This window comes from Nocardioides sp. J54, from assembly GCF_000519005.1.
Taxonomy (GTDB): domain Bacteria; phylum Actinomycetota; class Actinomycetes; order Propionibacteriales; family Nocardioidaceae; genus Nocardioides.
Genome location: NZ_JAER01000004.1, coordinates 165,114 through 183,346 on the forward strand (window position 1 = coordinate 165,114; position 18,233 = coordinate 183,346).

General features: G+C 72.8%; 17 protein-coding genes. 7 read left to right on the forward strand and 10 right to left on the reverse strand.

What is annotated here, in order from left to right; translation table 11 throughout:
* Nucleotides 1–193: 193 nt before the first annotated feature.
* The 3 genes from NOCJ54_RS0104485 to NOCJ54_RS0104495 are packed head-to-tail and all read right to left on the reverse strand — an operon-like array spanning nt 194 to nt 1,802.
* Nucleotides 194–766 carry a TIGR03086 family metal-binding protein gene (locus NOCJ54_RS0104485; protein ID WP_028654527.1) on the reverse strand — a complete coding sequence of 191 codons (573 nt, stop codon included), beginning with the start codon at nt 764–766 and terminating at the stop codon, nt 194–196.
* 54 nt (nt 767–820) lie between these two features.
* On the reverse strand, nt 821–1,255 hold the full coding sequence (locus tag NOCJ54_RS0104490; RefSeq protein WP_028654528.1) for a nucleoside deaminase: 435 nt from the start codon (nt 1,253–1,255) through the stop codon (nt 821–823).
* A 52-nt stretch (nt 1,256–1,307) separates the two neighbouring features.
* Nucleotides 1,308–1,802, reverse strand: coding sequence for a tRNA adenosine deaminase-associated protein (locus NOCJ54_RS0104495; RefSeq protein ID WP_028654529.1), 495 nt, complete (start codon nt 1,800–1,802; stop codon nt 1,308–1,310).
* Between the two features lie 130 nt (nt 1,803–1,932).
* Between NOCJ54_RS0104495 and upp the strand changes: the two genes are divergently transcribed.
* The 3 genes from upp (at nt 1,933) to pntB (ending at nt 5,751) form a co-directional block, all read left to right on the forward strand.
* Nucleotides 1,933–2,577, forward strand: coding sequence for a uracil phosphoribosyltransferase (gene upp / locus NOCJ54_RS0104500; RefSeq protein ID WP_028654530.1), 645 nt, complete (start codon nt 1,933–1,935; stop codon nt 2,575–2,577).
* A 205-nt stretch (nt 2,578–2,782) separates the two neighbouring features.
* Nucleotides 2,783–4,321, forward strand: coding sequence for a Re/Si-specific NAD(P)(+) transhydrogenase subunit alpha (locus tag NOCJ54_RS0104505; RefSeq protein WP_028654531.1), 1,539 nt, complete (start codon nt 2,783–2,785; stop codon nt 4,319–4,321).
* 2 nt (nt 4,322–4,323) lie between these two features.
* Nucleotides 4,324–5,751, forward strand: coding sequence for a Re/Si-specific NAD(P)(+) transhydrogenase subunit beta (pntB, locus tag NOCJ54_RS0104510; RefSeq protein WP_028654532.1), 1,428 nt, complete (start codon nt 4,324–4,326; stop codon nt 5,749–5,751).
* A 64-nt stretch (nt 5,752–5,815) separates the two neighbouring features.
* On the opposite strand, the gene NOCJ54_RS0104515 is transcribed toward pntB, so the two are convergent.
* The 5 genes from NOCJ54_RS0104515 to NOCJ54_RS0104535 form a co-directional block, all read right to left on the reverse strand.
* Entirely contained in the window at nt 5,816–6,103 is a 288-nt protein-coding gene (locus NOCJ54_RS0104515) for a DUF4287 domain-containing protein (protein WP_028654533.1), read from the reverse strand.
* 65 nt (nt 6,104–6,168) lie between these two features.
* Nucleotides 6,169–6,723, reverse strand: coding sequence for an RNA 2',3'-cyclic phosphodiesterase (thpR, locus tag NOCJ54_RS0104520; RefSeq protein ID WP_028654534.1), 555 nt, complete (start codon nt 6,721–6,723; stop codon nt 6,169–6,171).
* 5 nt (nt 6,724–6,728) lie between these two features.
* Nucleotides 6,729–7,466, reverse strand: coding sequence for a VIT1/CCC1 transporter family protein (locus NOCJ54_RS0104525; protein WP_232221673.1), 738 nt, complete (start codon nt 7,464–7,466; stop codon nt 6,729–6,731).
* 105 nt (nt 7,467–7,571) lie between these two features.
* Nucleotides 7,572–8,717 (reverse strand): acyl-CoA dehydrogenase family protein, encoded by a 1,146-nt coding sequence (locus NOCJ54_RS0104530; RefSeq protein WP_028654536.1) that lies wholly within the window; start codon nt 8,715–8,717, stop codon nt 7,572–7,574.
* A gap of 238 nt (nt 8,718–8,955) precedes the next feature.
* Nucleotides 8,956–10,464 carry an MDR family MFS transporter gene (locus NOCJ54_RS0104535; RefSeq protein WP_084254908.1) on the reverse strand — a complete coding sequence of 503 codons (1,509 nt, stop codon included), beginning with the start codon at nt 10,462–10,464 and terminating at the stop codon, nt 8,956–8,958.
* 27 nt (nt 10,465–10,491) lie between these two features.
* Between NOCJ54_RS0104535 and NOCJ54_RS0104540 the strand changes: the two genes are divergently transcribed.
* From NOCJ54_RS0104540 to NOCJ54_RS0104550, 3 genes are all read left to right on the forward strand, one after another.
* A complete protein-coding gene (locus NOCJ54_RS0104540) occupies nt 10,492–11,133 on the forward strand; it encodes a PadR family transcriptional regulator (protein ID WP_028654538.1) in 642 nt (213 codons plus the stop codon).
* A 155-nt stretch (nt 11,134–11,288) separates the two neighbouring features.
* Nucleotides 11,289–12,311, forward strand: a complete 1,023-nt coding sequence (locus tag NOCJ54_RS0104545; protein ID WP_028654539.1) for an ATP-binding cassette domain-containing protein — start codon at nt 11,289–11,291, stop codon at nt 12,309–12,311.
* 3 nt (nt 12,312–12,314) lie between these two features.
* Nucleotides 12,315–13,067, forward strand: coding sequence for an ABC transporter permease (locus NOCJ54_RS0104550; RefSeq protein ID WP_028654540.1), 753 nt, complete (start codon nt 12,315–12,317; stop codon nt 13,065–13,067).
* A 36-nt stretch (nt 13,068–13,103) separates the two neighbouring features.
* Here NOCJ54_RS0104550 and NOCJ54_RS28035 read toward each other — a convergent pair whose 3' ends face one another.
* Nucleotides 13,104–15,044: a serine/threonine-protein kinase gene (locus NOCJ54_RS28035; protein ID WP_051485472.1), complete on the reverse strand. Its 1,941-nt coding sequence runs from the start codon at nt 15,042–15,044 to the stop codon at nt 13,104–13,106.
* Between the two features lie 319 nt (nt 15,045–15,363).
* Between NOCJ54_RS28035 and NOCJ54_RS23840 the strand changes: the two genes are divergently transcribed.
* Nucleotides 15,364–17,571, forward strand: coding sequence for an ATP-binding protein (locus tag NOCJ54_RS23840; protein ID WP_157514789.1), 2,208 nt, complete (start codon nt 15,364–15,366; stop codon nt 17,569–17,571).
* Here the strand turns inward: NOCJ54_RS23840 and NOCJ54_RS0104565 are convergent.
* Entirely contained in the window at nt 17,556–18,194 is a 639-nt protein-coding gene (locus NOCJ54_RS0104565) for a LuxR C-terminal-related transcriptional regulator (protein ID WP_028654541.1), read from the reverse strand. The two genes, NOCJ54_RS23840 and NOCJ54_RS0104565, sit on opposite strands and share 16 nt — an antisense overlap.
* Nucleotides 18,195–18,233: the final 39 nt, after the last annotated feature.

Sequence of the window (18,233 nt, forward strand, 5' to 3'; positions counted from 1 at the left end):
TCGTCCAGACCTTCGCGATAGTCCCGGGTCAAAAGCACCTTCCGGCGGCGTGTCGCGGTGCTTTTGACCCGGGACTACCGCCGTTGGCGAGCCTGGTGACCGGACGAGGTGGGGCGGTCGGGCTGGGGTAGTCCCTGACGAAAAGCACCGTCGTACGGCGTGTCGCGGTGCTTTTCGTCAGGGACTACCGCGCTCAGGCGCGGCGGCCGAGGAGGGCGAGCAGCTCGAGCAGGGGCGGGGCGCCGGGCGGGACCGGGAGGGGCGGGCCGAAGGCGGCGCCGCGCTCGGAGAGGGTCTCCGGGGTGGAGAACGGGCGGGCGAAGGACAGGCAGGCCGCGACGTCGGCGTCGGTGACCTCGAAGGGGCGGCCGAGGGCGGTCGCGAGGTCCCAGCCGTGCACGACGACCTCGTTGAGGGCGACGGCCGCGGCGACGTCACCGGGCAGGTCGATGCCGCCGGCGGCGGTCATGCCGTCGTACGTCGCCGGGTCGCGCCACGCCGCCGCCAGCGCGCCGAGGTCGGCGCCGATCCGGTCCCGGAAGCCCGGCTCGAGGCGGGAGCCGTCGCCGACGGCGCCCTGCTCGGTGCCCGGCACCGGCTCCTTGCGGGCTGCGCCGGTGAAGGCGACGGCGAGGCCGCCGACGTGGTCGACGAGGTCGGCGACGGAGTACTCCGTGCACGGGGTCGGTCGGGCGAGGTCCTCGTCGCGCACGGCGGCGACGAGGGTGGCGAGGGTCGTGGTGGCCGGTCCGAGGTCGAGGGTCATGCCCCTACCGACCGGCGGGCGCCCGCGGAATCATCGGTGGTCCAGCTCGGTGGCTCAACCGCGCTGCGCGGAGAAGAACCGCTCGAGGAGCGCCGCGGACTCCGCGGCCAGCACGCCGGACACCACCTCGGGGCGGTGGTTGAGACGCCGGTCGCGCACGACGTCCCACAACGACCCCACGGCGCCCGCCTTGTCGTCCCAGGCACCGAAGACGACCCGGTCCACCCGGGACAGGACGGCGGCGCCGGCGCACATCGTGCACGGCTCGAGGGTCACCACGAGGGTGCAGCCGGAGAGCCGCCACTCCCCGCGGGCGGCGGCCGCGGCGCGGAGCGCGACCACCTCGGCGTGGCCGGTGGGGTCGCCATCGCGCTCGCGGACGTTGTGGCCGACGCCCACCACCTCACCGGCGGCGTCGACGACGACCGCGCCGATGGGTACGTCGCCGCTCGTCAGCGCGGCCTCCGCCTCGGCGAGGGCGCGCTGCATCGGCGCGGCCCAGGCCGCCTCGACCGGTCCTGTCACGCTGTCACGCCGAGGGTCACGCGGAGGTCAGGCCGACGACGTCGTCGAAGAGCTGGCCGAAACCCATGCCGCGGGCGATCTCCGAGAGCATCTCGTCGGGGTAGAGCTCGTCGTCGTCCAGCACCTCGGCGAGGAACATCGCGTCCACGCCCAGGTCGCTGAGCAGCTCGAGGTCGCCGGCGGGCTCGGGGTCGTCCTCGTCGTCCACCGGTGGCAGGCCGAGGTGCTCGACCACGTCGGCAGCCAGCTCCCACTCCGAGGCGGCGGTGATGTCGGAGAGCATCACCCGCACCTGCTGGCCGGTCACGCGGACGACGAAGAAGAAGTCCTCCTCCACCGCGACCAGCCCGACGACGCCGCCGTCACCGGGGAACCTGCGCAGCGCGGACACGAGGGTGTCGACGTCGGTCGCGTGGTCGGGCGTGAGCTCGGCGACCTGCCACACCCCCTCCTGGCGGTAGGCGGCGAGCGCGAAGTCGACCGATTCGGTGGACGGGCCGGCTGCGGTCATGCGCCAAGCGTGACACGGGAATCGGGACAGGGCCAGAGGTTTGGCCCCCTCGCGCAGGACGGTCCCCACCGCCCGCGCCCGCGGGCCGCGGGGTGGCGGCAGCGCCGGGGAGTCCGACTAGGGTTGGCCCATGCGCACCCTGGTCGTGGACCACCCCCTCGTCGCCCACAAGCTGACCGTGCTCCGCGACCAGCAGACCGACTCGCCGACCTTCCGCTCGCTCGCCGACGAGCTGGTCACCCTGCTGGCCTACGAGGCCACCCGCGACGTGCGGGTCGAGACCACGGACATCGTCACGCCGGTCGCGCCCACGACGGGGGTCCGGCTCGCGACGCCCCGACCCCTCGTCGTACCGATCCTGCGGGCGGGCCTGGGCATGCTCGACGGGATGATGCGGCTGCTGCCGACGGCCGAGGTCGGCTTCCTGGGCATGGTCCGCAACGAGGAGACGCTCGAGGCGGTGACGTACGCCGAGCGGCTGCCCGACGACCTGACCGGCCGGCAGTGCTACGTGCTGGACCCGATGCTGGCGACCGGCGGCACGCTCGCCGCCGCGATCCGCTTCCTCGTCGACCGCGGCGCCGACCACATCACGGCGGTCTGCCTGCTGGCGGCGCCGGAGGGCTGCGACCGCGTGGAGCAGGAGCTCGCCGACCTCGACATCCCGGTCACCGTGGTGACGGCGGCGGTCGACGAGCGGCTCAACGAGAAGGGCTACATCGTCCCCGGCCTGGGCGACGCCGGCGACCGGCTCTACGGCATCGCCGGGGGCTGACCCACTCCCGCCACACCCTCTCCGGAGCCTGCGAACAGGGTCCAGGGCAAGACATAGATCAAATCATTATCATGATTTGAGCGCAAGCGACGTAGGTCACACGTAAGACGCCCCCTGTGAACCCGTGAGGGCTGTGTAGTTTGCTGACCGCTGCGCCCACACCCGGGTGCTGCCGTTTGTTGTGTCCCTCAACGCTGGAGGCTCGATGCTGATCGGCATCCCGCGCGAGTCGAAACCGGGCGAAACCCTGGTAGCGGCAACCGCCAAGACCGTTTCCCAACTGACCAACCTCGGCTACGACGTGATCGTCGAGACGGGCGCCGGCGAGTCCGCCGACCAGCCCGACAGCGCGTTCGCCGCCGTCGACGGGGTGCGCGTCGGTACGCCGGAGGAGGTGTGGGCCGCCGACGTCGTCGTCAAGGTCAACGCCCCCACCGACGAGGAGATCGGCCGGCTCCGGCGTGGCGCCACGATCATCTCCATGATGGCCCCGGCCCGCAGCCCCGAGCTGCTGGAGCGGCTGCAGGCGCAGGGCGTCACCGCGCTGGCCATGGACGCCGTCCCGCGCATCTCGCGCGCGCAGTCGATGGACGTGCTGTCCTCGATGGCGAACGTCGCGGGCTACCGCGCCGTGGTCGAGGCCGCGCACGAGTTCGGCCGCATGTTCACCGGCCAGGTCACTGCCGCGGGCAAGATCCCGCCGGCCCGCGTGTTCGTCGTGGGCGCCGGCGTGGCCGGCCTCGCCGCGATCGGTGCCGCGTCGGCGATGGGCGCCGTCGTGCGCGCCTTCGACGTGCGCCCCGAGGTCGCCGAGCAGGTCGAGTCGATGGGCGCGGAGTTCGTGCACGTCGAGTTCGAGGCCGAGGTGTCCTCCGACGGCTACGCCAAGGAGATGACGGCCGAGCAGGTCGCCGCGACCGCCGCGATGTACGACGAGGAGGCGCGTGCCGCCGACATCGTCATCACCACCGCGCTGATCCCGGGCCGCCCCGCCCCGTCGCTGATCACCGCCGAGACCGTCGCCGGCATGCGCAACGGCTCGGTCATCGTCGACATGGCTGCGGCCAACGGCGGCAACGCCGCGGGCACGGTCGCCGACCAGAAGGTCGTCACCGAGAACGGCGTGACGATCCTCGGCTACACCGACCTCGCCGGTCGCCTGGCCGCGCAGACGTCGCAGCTCTACGGCACCAACATCGTCAACCTGCTCAAGCTGCTGACCCCGGAGAAGGACGGCAACCTGGCGCTGGACTTCGACGACGTCGTCCAGCGCGGCATCACCGTCGTCAAGGACGGGGAGTCGACCTGGCCGCCCCCGGCCGTCCAGGTCTCGGCCGCCCCGGCGGCCGCTGCCGCCGCGCCGGTCGAGCCGAAGCCCGAGAAGAAGCCGATGTCGCCGCAGGCGAAGGTCGGCGCCGTGCTCGGCGCGATCGCGCTCTTCTGGCTGGTCAACGCCCTCGCCCCGACCGACGAGCTGCGTCGCCACTTCACGGTGCTGATGCTGTCCGTGGTCGTCGGCTACTACGTGATCGGCAAGGTCGCGCACGCCCTGCACACGCCGCTGATGTCGGTCACGAACGCCATCTCCGGCGTCGTGGTCGTCGGTGCGCTGGTGCAGGTCGCCAGTGACGACAAGCTGATCGTCGGGCTGTCCGCGGTCGCGATCCTGCTCGCGTCGATCAACGTCTTCGGTGGGTTCGCGGTCACGCGCCGCATGCTCTCGATGTTCAGCAAGGGAGCCTGACCATGGACATCTTCTCCATCACCGGTGCGGCGTACCTCGTCGCTGCCCTGCTGTTCATCCTCTCCCTCGCCGGCCTGTCCCGGCACGAGTCGGCCAAGAGCGGCCTGACCTACGGCATGGTCGGCATGGCCGTCGCCCTGGTCGCGACCATCGCCACCGTCATCGACGTCAGCGAGTACGTCGACGACCGGGGCCTGGTCATCGCCCTGATGCTCGCCGCGGTCGCGATCGGTGCGGTCATCGGCCTGTGGCGCGCCCGCATCGTCGAGATGACCGGGATGCCCGAGCTGATCGCGCTGCTCCACTCGTTCGTCGGCCTCGCGGCCGTCGCGATCGGCTGGAACGGCCACATCCTCGGCTCCCACGAGGGCATGCCCAGCCTCGTCAACATCCACGAGGCCGAGGTCGCCATCGGCATCTTCATCGGTGCGGTCACCTTCACCGGCTCGATCGTCGCCAACCTGAAGCTGTCGGCGAAGATGAAGTCCGCGCCGCTCATGCTGCCGGGCAAGAACCTCATCAACATCGGCTCCCTCGTGCTGTTCGCGGTCCTGACCGCGGTCTACGTCTCGCTCGACACCCACGACAACGCCACTGCCGACGTCCTGCTGGGCGTCCTCACCCTGCTGGCGCTGGCGCTGGGCTGGCACCTGGTCGCCTCCATCGGCGGCGGTGACATGCCGGTCGTCGTGTCGATGCTGAACAGCTACTCCGGCTGGGCCGCGGCGGCGTCGGGCTTCCTGCTCGGCAACGACCTGCTGATCGTGACCGGTGCGCTCGTCGGCTCCTCCGGTGCCTACCTGTCCTACATCATGTGCAAGGCGATGAACCGCTCGTTCATCTCCGTCATCGCCGGCGGCTTCGGCATCGAGGCCCCCAGCGGCGACGACAAGGACTACGGCGAGCACCGCGAGATCCAGGCCGACGCGGCAGCCGAGCTGCTGGCCGGGGCGAAGTCGGTCGTGATCACGCCGGGCTACGGCATGGCGGTCGCGCAGGCGCAGTACCCCGTCGCCGACCTGACCGCGAAGCTGCGGGCCCGGGGCGTCGAGGTCCGCTTCGGCATCCACCCGGTCGCGGGCCGCCTGCCCGGGCACATGAACGTGCTGCTGGCCGAGGCCAAGCTGCCCTACGACATCGTGCTCGAGATGGACGAGATCAACGACGACTTCCCGGAGACCGACGTCGTGCTGGTCATCGGCGCCAACGACACGGTCAACCCGGCCGCGTCGGAGGACCCGTCCTCGCCGATCGCCGGCATGCCGGTGCTCGAGGTCTGGAACGCCCGCGACGTCATCGTGTTCAAGCGCTCCATGGCCGCGGGCTACGCCGGCGTGCAGAACCCGCTGTTCTTCCGCGAGAACACGCAGATGCTGTTCGGTGACGCCAAGGACAAGGTCGAGGAGATCGTCCGGCACCTGGACGACTGACCTCGCTGGGTACGACGAGGGGCCGGTCCCGCTGCGGCGGGCCGGCCCTTCGTCGTACCGGGGGTCAGGTGGTGCGGTTCGCGATCCCGTCGAGGCGCAGCATGTCCGACGGGTCGCTGTGCGTGCCGCCCGAGCCGACGTGCTTGTCGCTGATCTGCGGACCGTTCCTGACCACGTGCACGAGCGCCATGGCGTGCCCGCGCCCGAGCCCGTAGTCCTCGGCGAGCCAGGCGACGATCTCGCCGGCCTTGGTGTCGGGGCCGTAGCCGCGGGCGTGCGCCTCGTCGACGAGCTCCTGCGGGATGCGGCCGGTCTTCTTCTCGATCGCGTCGATGTAGGCCTGGAACGACATGGCTCCTCCTTGGTCCATCGGGGGGTGTGCCCGGACAGCCCGGCGCTGCCCCCGGGACTCATCGCTCAGAGCAGGACCTGGGCCAGGCTCTCGTAGCGCGGCGTGCGGCGCGGTCCCTCCCCCAGGTGCGAGGCGACGACCTCGACGGACGCGAGCGGCCACGCGGGGCCGCTGTAGGACTCCAGCAGCCGCACCCAGCTGGTCATCCCCGTGGGCCGACCGCCGGTGCGGGCGATCGTGACGTGCGGGCGGAAGCGGGTGCCGTCGACCTCGATGCCGCAGGCGACGGCGGCGTTGCGGGCGCGGACCGCGAGCCGCTCGACGAGGTCGGTGGCGCCGGTGACGCCGGTGGCGAGGACGCGGGCCTGGTCGACGTTCGGGAAGACCACCGGCCCGGCCAGGGCGACGTCGGCCGGCTCGAGGTCGTCGAGGGACTCGACCAGCCGGTCGACGTACTCGTCGACGCGGTGCTCCGCGGCGTCCGGCATGAACGCCAGGGTGAGGTGCAGGTGCTCCGGACGCGTCCAGCGGAAGCCGGCGGCGGCGCGCCGCGGCTCGAGGAACCCGTCGAGGTGCTCGACGGCGTGCGCCGGCGGGACGATCGCGGTGAAGACACGCACCGGCGCTAGACCTGGGTGCCGAGCAGCTGGCCGATCCCGTGCGTGACAGCCATGGCGAGCAGGCCCCCGAGGACGTTGCGGATGACGGCCGGCCGGACGGCGCCGTACCCGAAGCGGGCGCTGGCCCAGCCGGTCAGGGCGAGCGCTGCGGCGACGGCCGCGACGGTCACCCAGACGCGGTGGTCCTGGGTGACGAGCAGGATGGTCAGCAGCGGCAGCAGCGCGCCGAGGGTGAAGGAGACCATCGACGCCCATGCCGCTGTCCACGGGCTGGTGAGGTCGTCAGGGTCGATGCCGAGCTCGACCTCGGCGTGTGCCGCGAGCGCGTCCTTCTCCGTCAGCTGCTTCGCGACCTCGAGCGCGAGGTCCGGCTCGAGCCCCTTGTCGACGTACAGCCCCGCCAGCTCGGCGAGCTCGTCCTCCGGGTCCTCGCGCAGCTCGCGCCGCTCCTTGGCCAGCAGCGCCTCCTCGGAGTCCCGCTGGGTGCTGACCGAGACGTACTCGCCCGCCGCCATGCTCATCGCGCCGGCCACCACGCCCGCGACACCGGCGATGAGGATGGCCGTGCGGTCGGTGGTCGCGCCGGCGACACCGAGGACGATGCCGGCGGTCGAGACGATGCCGTCGTTGGCGCCGAGGACTCCGGCGCGCAGCCAGTTGAGGCGGTCGTTGAGGCCCTGCTCGTGGGGTTCGTCCTCGTGCGGACCGATCTCGCCGTCCGCCGCCTGGGTCTCCGTGGTCACCCCTCCATGATCCCCGATCGGGCCGGACTCATGCGAGCGCCTTCCGGCCGGTACGACGAGAGCCCCTCCCACGACGGGCGCGGGAGGGGCTCTCGGGGTGGATCGTCAGAGGCCGAGCTCGCGGCCGATGAGCTCCTTCATGATCTCGTTGGAGCCCGCCCAGATCTTCGTGACGCGGGCGTCGCGCCACGCGCGGGCGACGCGGTACTCGTTCATGAAGCCGTAGCCGCCGTGCAACTGGACGCAGTGGTCGAGGACCTCGGACTGCACCTGGCTGGAGAACCACTTGGCCTTGGCGGCGTCGATGGCGGTGAGCGTGCCCTGCGAGTGGTTGAGCACGCACTTGTCGATGTACGCCTCCGCAGCCTCGATCCGGGTGACCAGCTCGGCCAGCAGGAACTTGTTGTGCTGGAAGGTGCCGATCGGGGCGCCGAACGCCTTGCGCTCCTTGGCGTAGTCGATCGTCTCGAGCAGGATCTGCTTGGCGTGCGCGATGTTGGCGACCGCGCAGCCGAGGCGCTCCTGCGGCAGCTTCTGCATCATGTGGATGAAGCCCATGTTGAGCTCGCCGATGATCTCGGCGTCGGTGACCCGCACGTTCTCGAAGAACAGCTCGGCCGTGTCGGACTCCTCCATGCCGACCTTGTCGAGCTTGCGCCCGCGCGAGAAGCCCTCCATGGTCGCCTCGATGCCGAAGAGGGTGATGCCCTTGGGGCCCTTCTCCGGGTCGGTGCGCACGGCGGTGACGAACAGGTCGCCGGAGTAGCCGTTGGTGATGAAGGTCTTGGACCCGTTGATGACCCACGAGTCGCCGTCGCGCACGGCCGTGGTCTTCAGCGCCGCGAGGTCGGAGCCGCCCGACGGCTCGGTCATGCCGATGCCGGTGAGGATCTCGCCCGACGCGCAGCCCGGGAGCCAGCGCTGCTTCTGCTCCTCGGTGCCCAGGTCGACGATGTAGGGCACCGTGATGTCGGCGTGGATGCCATGGCAGGTCGGGTACGCCGCGCCGACCTTGGCGAGCTCCTCCTGCAGGACGGCGTTGAACCGGAAGTCGCCGGCGTCCGCGCCGCCGTACTCCTCGGGGATGCTCAGGCCGAGGAGGCCCTGCTTGCCCGCCTCGAGCCAGAACTCGCGAGGGAGCGCCTTGTTGGCGATGTGCTCCTCGACGTTCGGCAGGACCGACCGGTCCACGAACTCCTTGACGGATGCGCGGAAGGCCTCGTGGTCGTCGTCGTAGATCTCACGCTTCATGCCGGCGACTCTACTCGCGAGTCACATACGCGGTCGTTGTCGTCGCGCACAACGCCGGGCGGGTCCGGGGTGGGCGCGGGACCGGTGGCGGCACCACCACGACCGGCACCTCGGACGGCCATGAGGCGCACCTCGCGCAGCCACGACGCGCACCTCGCGCAACCACAAGGCGCACCCCGCGCAACCACAAGGCGCACCCCGCGCAACCACAAGGCGCACCTCGTCGGGCGCAGGACGGTCAGTCGGCGGCGGGCTCGACGCGCTTGGGCATGAGCAGGCCGGAGACGACGAGGAGCAGGGAGGTGGCCAGGACGGCGAGGAAGACGGCGTGCAGGGCGGGGTCGAGGACGTCGACGGGGAGGCTCTCCAGGTCGATGTCGCCGGCGACCTGGCCGCCACCGAGGCGGGAGGCGACGACGCCGTTGGCGATGGCACCGAAGACGGCGACGCCGACCGCGCTGCCGACCGAGCGGGCGAACATGTTGGTGCCGGTCGCGACGCCACGGTTGCGCCACGACACCGCCGACTGGGCCGCGACGATGCCGGGGCTGGCGACGTACCCGAGGCCCAGGCCGAGGACCAGGCAGCCGAGGGCGAGCAGCCACACCGGGCTGTCCGGGCCGACCGACGCCACCACGGCGGTGCCGGCGAGGCCGAAGAGGGCACCGGCGAGCAGGCAGGGCCGGAAGCCCCAGCGCACGTAGAAGCGGCCGGCGGAGCTGGCGGCGATCGGCCAGCCGATCGCGAGCGCGGCCACGGCGAGGCCGGACACGACGGCGCCGGCGCCGAGCACGCGCTGGGCGTAGACGGGGACGTAGGAGGTGACGCCGAGCATCAGCACGCCGACCACGAGCGCGCCGACGGTCGAGGAGTTGAGCACCCGGTCGCGGAACACCCACAGCGGCAGCACCGGGTCGGGGACCCGGCGCTCGACGGCGACGAAGGCGGCGAGCAGGACGGCGGCACCGGCGAAGATCCCGACACCGGCAGGCGACCACCACGCCCAGCGGATGCCGCCCTCGAGCAAGCCCATCAGGACGAGCAGCGCGGCCAGCGCCAGGAGCACCGCGCCGCCGACGTCCAGCGAGCGCCGCTCCTTGCGGGCCTCGGCGGCCGCACCCTCGTGGAAGCGGCGGGCCAGCACGAGCGCGGCGACCAGGCCGAGGGGCAGGTTGATCCAGAAGATCCAGCGCCACGACAGGTGCTCGGAGAACAGCCCGCCCAGGGTGGGGCCGACGACGGCGGCGGTCGCCCACACGCCGGCGACGTAGCTCTGCGCGACGGCGCGCTCGGCGACCGAGTAGATGTCGCCCATGATCGTGATGCCCGCGGGCTGGATCGCACCGGCACCGAGCCCCTGCACCGCGCGGAAGACGATCAGCGCGGTCATGCTCCACGCCACGGCGCACAGCACCGAGCCGAGCACGAAGAGCCCGATGCCCAGCAGCATCAGCGGCTTGCGGCCGAAGACGTCGGCGAGCTTGCCGTAGATCGGGGTGGTGACCGCCTGGGCGAGCAGGTAGGTCGAGAACAGCCACGGGAACTGGGTGAACCCGCCGAGGTCCTCGACCACGGCGGGCACCGCGGTCGCGAGGATCGTCGTGTCGATCGCGACCAGCGCGGTGCTCAGCATGACCGAGGCGAGGATCGGTCCGCGCTCGCTGCGCAGCCCGACACTCGCACGCGTCACGGGGGCAGCGGCGGGAGCGGTCACGACCAGCCGCAACCACCAGCGGTCGGCGGCCATTCCCGCCGACGCTCATAGACTCCGGCCATGGCCGCCCACGACACCCGGATGCTGCTGCTCGGGGCGGTCGCGCTGTTCGAGCCGGTCAACGGCTACCAGATCCGCCGCGAGCTGATGTCGTGGCAGGTCGACGAGTGGGCGCACGTGAACCCCGGGTCGATCTACAACGGCCTCACCACGCTGACCAAGCAGGGCCACCTGGTCCGCCACGACCTGGTCGACGGCGGGCGACCGGTGGCGGTCTACGAGCTCACCGGCTCCGGGCGCCACGAGCTCGAGCGGCTGCTCGAGGTCTCGCTGACCACCGTCGACCTGTACGACGGCGTCGGGTTCCACGCCGCGCTGGGCCTGCTGCCGCTGGTCGACCGGCCCACCGCCGTACGCCACCTGGCGCAGCGGCTCCGGGCGCTGGAGGACCTGCTCCCCCACCTCGAGGGGGTCACCGCGCCGGGCCGGACGGACGTGCCGCCGCACGCCCTGCGCTCGATGGAGCTCCAGCTGCTGCGCGGCCGGGCCGAGCGGGCCTGGCTGGTCGAGCTGCTCGACGACGTGCGCAGTGGGCAGCTCTCGTTCCGCGACGAGCCGATGGCCTGGGCACCCGCGGACGACGACCCGGGCTGGCAGATGAACGCCGACCGGGAGCGCTACCGCGCGCTGCTCGGCCGCTGAGGCGCACACCCGCCGGCCCGATATCCGGTTGCGATGAGTCCGCGCCGGTGGTGCGGTCGGTCCCGTGGGGCGCGCTCCGCGCTCCGGGTTGACAGCGCCGTGTTCAACCTTGAACATGGTGTTTGTTCAAGGTTGACCACGAGGGGACACGAACGATGATCCGAGCACGAGGACTCGTGCAGACCTTCCACACCGGCAAGGGCAGGCAGAAGCGCGAGGTGCACGCCGTGCGCGGCGTCGACCTCGACGTCGCCGAGGGCGAGGTGGTCGGCTTCCTGGGCCCCAACGGCGCCGGGAAGACCACCACGCTGCGGATGCTGACCACGCTGCTCAGGCCGACGGCGGGCACCGCGACGGTGGCGGGCTACGACGTCGCGACCCAGTCGGTCGACGTGCGGCGCAGCATCGGCTACTGCTCGCAGGTCGGCTCGACCTTCTCCGGCGCCTACGCCGGTGACGAGGTCGTCGACCACGGCATGCTCTACGGGATGTCACGCTCGGCGGCCGTCGCCAAGGGCCAGGAGCTCTTCGACAAGCTCCAGCTGGACGGGCTGTGGCGCCGGATGCCGAAGAACATGTCCGGCGGCCAGAAGCGCCGCCTCGACATCGCGATGGCGCTCATCCACTCACCGTCGCTGGTGTTCCTCGACGAGCCCACGACCGGCCTCGACCCGCAGGCCCGGATCAACCTGTGGCAGCACATCTCCGACCTGCGTGACCGCGAGGGCGCGACGGTCTTCCTCACCACCCACTACCTCGACGAGGCCGACGCGCTGGCCGACCGTATCGTCATCATCGACCAGGGCCGGATCGTCGCGAGCGACACCGCCGACAGCCTCAAGGCCTCGGTGGCCGGCGACCTCGTCGACCTCGAGGTCGGGGGCGCCGAGCAGGTCGCCGTCGCCCGCGACCGGCTCGCCTCGATCAGCAGCGACCTCGAGGTGGACGGCCGCCACGTCCGCGGCCGGGTCAGTCGCGCCGGCAAGGCGGTGCCCGGCCTGCTGCGCGACCTCGAGGCGTCGGGCGTCACCCTCGAGTCGATCGAGGTCGTCCGGCCCACCCTGGACGACGTCTTCCTCACCCTCACCGGCCGCTCGCTGCGCGACGCCGAGGCGGCGGCCGAGGCCGAGCCGGGCGCCACCACCGCCGTACCCGCGGCCACCGCCGAAGGAGCCTGACCGATGACCACCCTGCTCCGCGAGTCGTGGATCGTCTTCAACCGCCAGCTGCGGATGAACCTGCGCAACCCCGCGTGGGTGATCATCGGCATGCTGCAGCCGGTCCTCTACCTGCTGCTCTTCGGCCCGCTGCTCAAGCCGGTCATCGAGCAGCTCGGCGGCAACCACTACACGTGGTTCGTGCCCGGCATGCTCGTCCAGCTCGGCATCTTCGGGGCGTTCTTCGCCGGCTTCTCCCTCATCGGCGAGTGGCGCGAGGGCGTCATCGAGGCCGAGCGGGTCACCCCCGCGCACCGCTCCGCGCTGCTCCTCGGCCGGCTCTACCGCGACCTGGCGCAGCTGTTCGTGCAGGCGGTGATCCTGGTCGGGCTCGGCCTGGTCATGGGCATGGAGACCTCGTTCGGCGGCATCGTCGTCGGCGTGGTGCTGACCCTGATGCTCGGCGGCGCCTGCGCAGCGGCGTCCAACGCCCTCGCGCTCACCACCAAGAGCGAGGACGTGATGGCGCCCATCATCAACGTCGTGATGATGCCGGTCCTGCTGCTCAGCGGGATCCTGCTGCCGATGAGCTTCGGCGCCGACTGGCTCGAGCGGCTCAGCGACTTCATGCCGATCAAGCACGTGGTCGACGCGGTCCGCGCGTCCTTCTTCGGCGACTTCGACGGCTCGATGCTGTGGGGCGTCGGCTGGACCGTGGCGCTGTTCGCCCTCGCCGTGTGGTGGGGCACCGCGGTCTTCCGCCGCGAGAACGCCTGACGTCGACGGCCCGGCCGGGGCCCGCTGCCCGAGCGGCTACTCGGAGGACCCGTCCGACGGGTCGTCGCTCGGGTCGGCTCCCGGCAGGGACCCGAGGCCCTTCTCGATCTTGTCGAGGTACTCCTGCAGCGCGAACACCTCGTCGGTGGCGGGCTTCGTGATCTCCACGTCCTCGTCGAACTCGGAGAACTCGAAGGAGTCGACCTCGCTCTCCTCGACCCGCATCAGGTAGTGCGGCTCGGCGACGCGCACGTCGAGGACCTCACGGTTCGGGCCCTCCGTCTGCTCGATGCGCACGGTCGACTCACCGTTGACCGTGCCCGTGCCGACCCGGGTCGCCGTGGCCCCCTCACGGCCGTCGCGCTCGAGGAACTCGTCGAGGTCGCAGAAGGACTCGGTGCTCTCGACGAGGGACTCCTCCTCCACCCAGCGGTCGCCGATCACCGTCAGCAGCAGGGTGGTCGTGGCCGGGTCGTCGCTGCTGGCGTTCCAGAACGCGCGGTCGGCGCGGATGTAGACGGTCCCCCCGACGCGCAGCAGCTCCGCGGTGCCCCCAGCGGCCGCGGACGTCATCGTGCCCTGGCAGTCGCCGCGGGTGGTGGCGACGACGTCGACGGTGAGGGTGTCGGTGCCGTCGCCGAAGGTGCCGCGGATCCGGGCGGTGCGCACCACGGCCATGTCCTTCTCGGCGGCCTGCAGGATCGCGGTCGGCTCCAGGGACAGGAAGTCGTCCTCGGGGTCGTCCGGGTCGTCTCCGCCGGTGAGCAGCGCCGCGCCGATGCCGCCGGCGAGGGCGAGCGCCGCGGCCACCCCTCCGGCGACCCACCACCGCCGGCTGCCGCGCCGCTGCCCGGACGGCCCCTGCGTCGGCGTGCCGAGGAGGTACGACGGCGGCGGGGTCGGGCTGCGGCCGGGGCCTGGGCTGGCGGCCGGTGCCGGGGCCGGACTCGGGGCCGGACTCGGGGCCGGCACGGGGCTGGGCGACCCGGGCACCGCGGGCGGCGCCGCCGGGGTCGGCCGCTGGCCGGTCGGCCGCTGGCCGGTGGGCCGCTGGCCGGTCGCACGCGCCACGGGCCGCAGGGCGGTCGTGCCCGGGCCCTGCGGGACGGCGGCGCCGGGGGTGGCCGGCAGTCGCAGCGCGGCCTGCAGGTCGGCTCCCATCTCGGCGGCGGACTGGTAGCGGTCCGCGGGGTCCTTGGCCATCGCCGTGCGCAGGATCCGGTTGGTCGCGTGCACCATCGCGCTGTCGCCGCCGAGCTGCGGCACCGGTTCGCGCACGTGCGCCGCGACCAGCTGGTACTCCGACATCCCGCGGTAGGGAGGCGCACCGGTGAGCGCCACCCAGAGCACGCACCCGAGCGCGTAGATGTCGCTCGAGGGACCTGCCATCGCACCGCCGTGGAGCTCCGGCGCCATGTAGGACGGGGTGCCGGCCGCGGTGGTGCTGAACCGGGTGGCGTCGGCGTTCATCCGCCGGGCGATGCCGAAGTCGGCCAGGTAGGCGCGCATCGCACCGGCCCGGCGTCGTACCAGCACGTTGCCGGGCTTGATGTCGCGGTGCACCAGGCCGGCGTCGTGGGCGTCGGAGAGCCCGCTGGCGACCTGCTCGATCAGCTCGAGCGCCTCGACCAGGCTGGGCGGCCCCTGGCTGCGGATCAGCTCGCCGAGGTCACCACCGGGGATCAGCTGCGTGGCGATGTAGAGGTAGCCGTCCTCCTCGCCGTGCGCGTAGACCGCGACGACGTGCGCGGACTCCAGCGACGCCTGCGCACGGGCTTCCCGGGTGAACCGCTCCCGGAACTCCGGGTCGTGGGCGAAGAGCGGTGCGATGACCTTGAGGGCGACCTCGCGGCCCAGGTTCTCCTCGCGGGCCCGGAAGACGACGCCCATCCCGCCCTGGCCCAGCTGCTCGAGCAGCAGGAACCGACCGATCCGCGTCCCGGGCGCGGGTTCGGACGGCAGGGACGGTGGGGGCACAGGACGTTTCTACCCGACGCCCGTGGCCGAAACCCGACCGGAGCACCGGGGACCCGGCGCACGGGGACGCCCTGCGGCGTCGGGGAGGAGAGGGCGCCGCCCCGCCGGACCGCTCCGAGACCCCCCAGACCGGTCCCCGGTCGGTCGTCACGTCCACGGCGGCGGCGCGGCGCGCCTCTCGCAACGGACCACTCCCCCACGGCGCGGTCCAGCCGGACATCCTCCCGCGCGGCACCGGGCGCGCGGAACCCGCGGATCGGAGGACACCAGTCGCGCGGAACCCCGGCGCGGGGACGCAAATCGTCCTAACCTCGATCAGGTGGGGGACCTCCGTGGCGTGGGCGCGCACCGCCTGTCCGGGCGCTCTTTCGGCGCCTCGGTCGAGCGCGGCCTGCACCTGTCGATCGGCCTGGTCATCCTCTGCAAGACGCTGGTGTTCGGCGCGCAGCTCGCCACCCAGGAGAGCTGGGACGCGGTGGAGCTCGCGTCGGCCGCGCTGATCATCCTGTGCGTCGGTACGGCGGCGCTGCGCTGCCTCGGGCCGGGCCCGTCGAACCTCGACGTGCTCTCCTGCACCCTCGCCATGGTCGTCGGCGCCACGATGCCGCACGAGACGGTCCCGCTCTCCGGCGCGGCCGACTCCCCGGTCGTCCACCTGGTCGAGCCGATGCTGCTCGTGATCGCCGTGCACCACCGGCGCCCGGTGCTCCCGATCCTGCTCCTCGGCGGGCTGTTCGTCGCGCTGCGCTGGGACGCGGGCGGCTCGGACGGCCTGCACTACGGCCTCCAGGAGGCGGTGCTGGTCTGCGGCACCGCGTTCGGCGCGCTCTACCTGGTCACGCAGATGCGCCGGGCGTCCGCCCGCGCCGAGGCGCTGATCGCCAGCCACCGCGAGGCGCACCGCGCCCACCTCTCCGCAGCCGAGGTCGAGACCACGGCCTTCCTCCACGACGACCTGGTGCCGACGCTGCTCGCGGTCGGCAGCCTGCCGCACGCCCCGGAGACCCGGACGGCGGCGGGCGCAGCGCTGTCGCGGCTCGCGGGCCCGGCGCACGGCGAGGACGCCGGCGACGTGGTCACGGCGCTGCGCAACGCCGCTGCCCGCGAACTGGTCGACGTCGAGCTCGTGGTCCGCGGCCCGCGGACCCACCTGCCCGAGGCCGTGCGCGAGGCGGTCGTCGGTGCCGCGGTCGAGGCGATGCGCAACGTGCTGCGCCACAGCGGGCAGCGCCGGGCGACGGTCACGGTGGTGCGCCGCCCGACCGCGATCCGGGTCCGGATCGAGGACGAGGGCAAGGGCTTCTCCGGACGGCAGGGCGTGGGGATCCGGGTCGCGATCACCGGCCGCCTCGAGTCCGTCGGCGGCACCGCGACCGTCTCCGCGCGGGAGGGCGGCGGTACCGTCGTCGAGCTGGCCTGGCGTGGGCGCCTGCTGTCGCGCCTGCTCGGCCTCGCACCCGACCACGACCGGCTCATCCGCGCGGCCGTCAGCGACCCCGGTCGCGTCGCCCGGCAGGCCTGCCTGGTCCTCGCCTGTGGCTACCTCGCGACGGCCGCCCTGCTCACCCTCGACACCCCGCTCCAGCCGTGGTCGTACGGCGGCGCGGCGGTCATCGCCGCGACGACGTTGCTCCTGACCCAGGCGATCAGCCGTGGCCCGCTGCACCCCCTGGTGCTGCTCGCGGTCGCCGCCCTGCCCGCCGGCGTGCTCGCCGTGGTGCTGCCGACCGTCTCCCCGGAGGGGATCGGCGGCGCCGAGTCGTGGATGATCGAGTTCTCCGCGCTGCCCGTGCTCGCCGCCGCGTGGGTCGTGTCGGTGCGCACCGTGGTGGCCCTGCTCGTGCCGAACGGCGTGGTGGTCGCGCTCCTGGCGACCGAGGCCGGCGTGCCGCTGGCGGACCTGCCGCACCTGCTCTTCGTGCAGCCGCTCAGCGCGCTCTTCGTCGCCGTGATCGTCGCGGTCTGCCGCCGTGCCGGTCGCGTGCTCACGCAGCCCGCGGCGAGCGAGTCCGTCGCCTGGGCGAAGGCGGTCCGCGTCGCGCTCGGGCCGACCCTGCGCCCGGTCGTCCAGGCCCTGCGCAGCGTCGCCGACGGCACCGCCGAGCCGGGCCCGGGACCCGCCCTGCTCGCGCAGGCGGTGCGCGACTGCCTCTACCTCCCCGGTCCCGAGCACGAGGCCATGCGCGCCGAGCTGGACGCCCTTCGTCGTACCGGCGCACAGGTCGACACGATCATGCCGGAGCCGCCTCCGGCGACCCGCACGCTCGCCACGGCGCTCGGGACGGTGCGCCGCTTCGGGCCCGACCACGTGACGGTGTCCGGCACCGGGGACGAGGCCATGGTCGTGGTCATGCCGGGGCCGCCGGCCGAGGTGGTCGAACGCCTCCCCCGCCAGCTGCCCGTGGCGTGGTCGGTCGACGCGGACGAGGAGGTCTGCCTGATCACCGGTCCGCCGGACCTGGCCACGCTGATCCGGCGCGGGCCGCTGGCCGCCGCGGGCGTCGGGGCGGGTTACTCCTCGAGGTGACCGTCGGCGCGGGCGCGGCTGATCAGCCCGTGCACGTTGCCGATGTCGACGCCACCCTCGCGGTAGGCGCGCGCAGCGCGCGAGAGGTGCTCGCGGACGGTGACCTCGCTGATGCCGAGCTGGCGCGCGACCAGCCGGTAGGGCAGGCCGGTGCTCACGGCCTTCAGGATCTCGATCTGGCGCTCCGAGAGCCGGGTCGCCAGCGAGGCGTCGGTGAGCAGCGCCGCCGCGACCTGGCCGGAGCAGGCGAGCTCCCCGGCGAGGGCGTCGCGGATCGACTGCGCGATCCGCTCGGCGGGGTCGACCTTGAGGACCAGTCCTGCCGCGCCAGCGGCGATCGCGCGGCGCACCGGGACCGGCTTCTCCTCGGCGGTGAAGAGCAGCACGGTGATGCCGAGCGCGACGAGCCGGGCGACGGTCTCCTCGGCCGGCGGCTGCTCGGGCATGTGCAGGTCGAGCAGCACGACGTCGAGCCCGTCAGGGGCCGCGGCGAGCAGGTCGTCGAGCGAGTCGGCGATGGCGACCAGCTCGAGGTCCGGCGCCGTCTGGGCAAGCGCCGCCCCCACCCCGGCCAGCACGACCGGGTGGTTGTCGAGCGCTCCGACACGGATCAGGGACCCCACAGGAGAAGTATGGGGACTCCGGCGGGCCCCGCAGTGCGG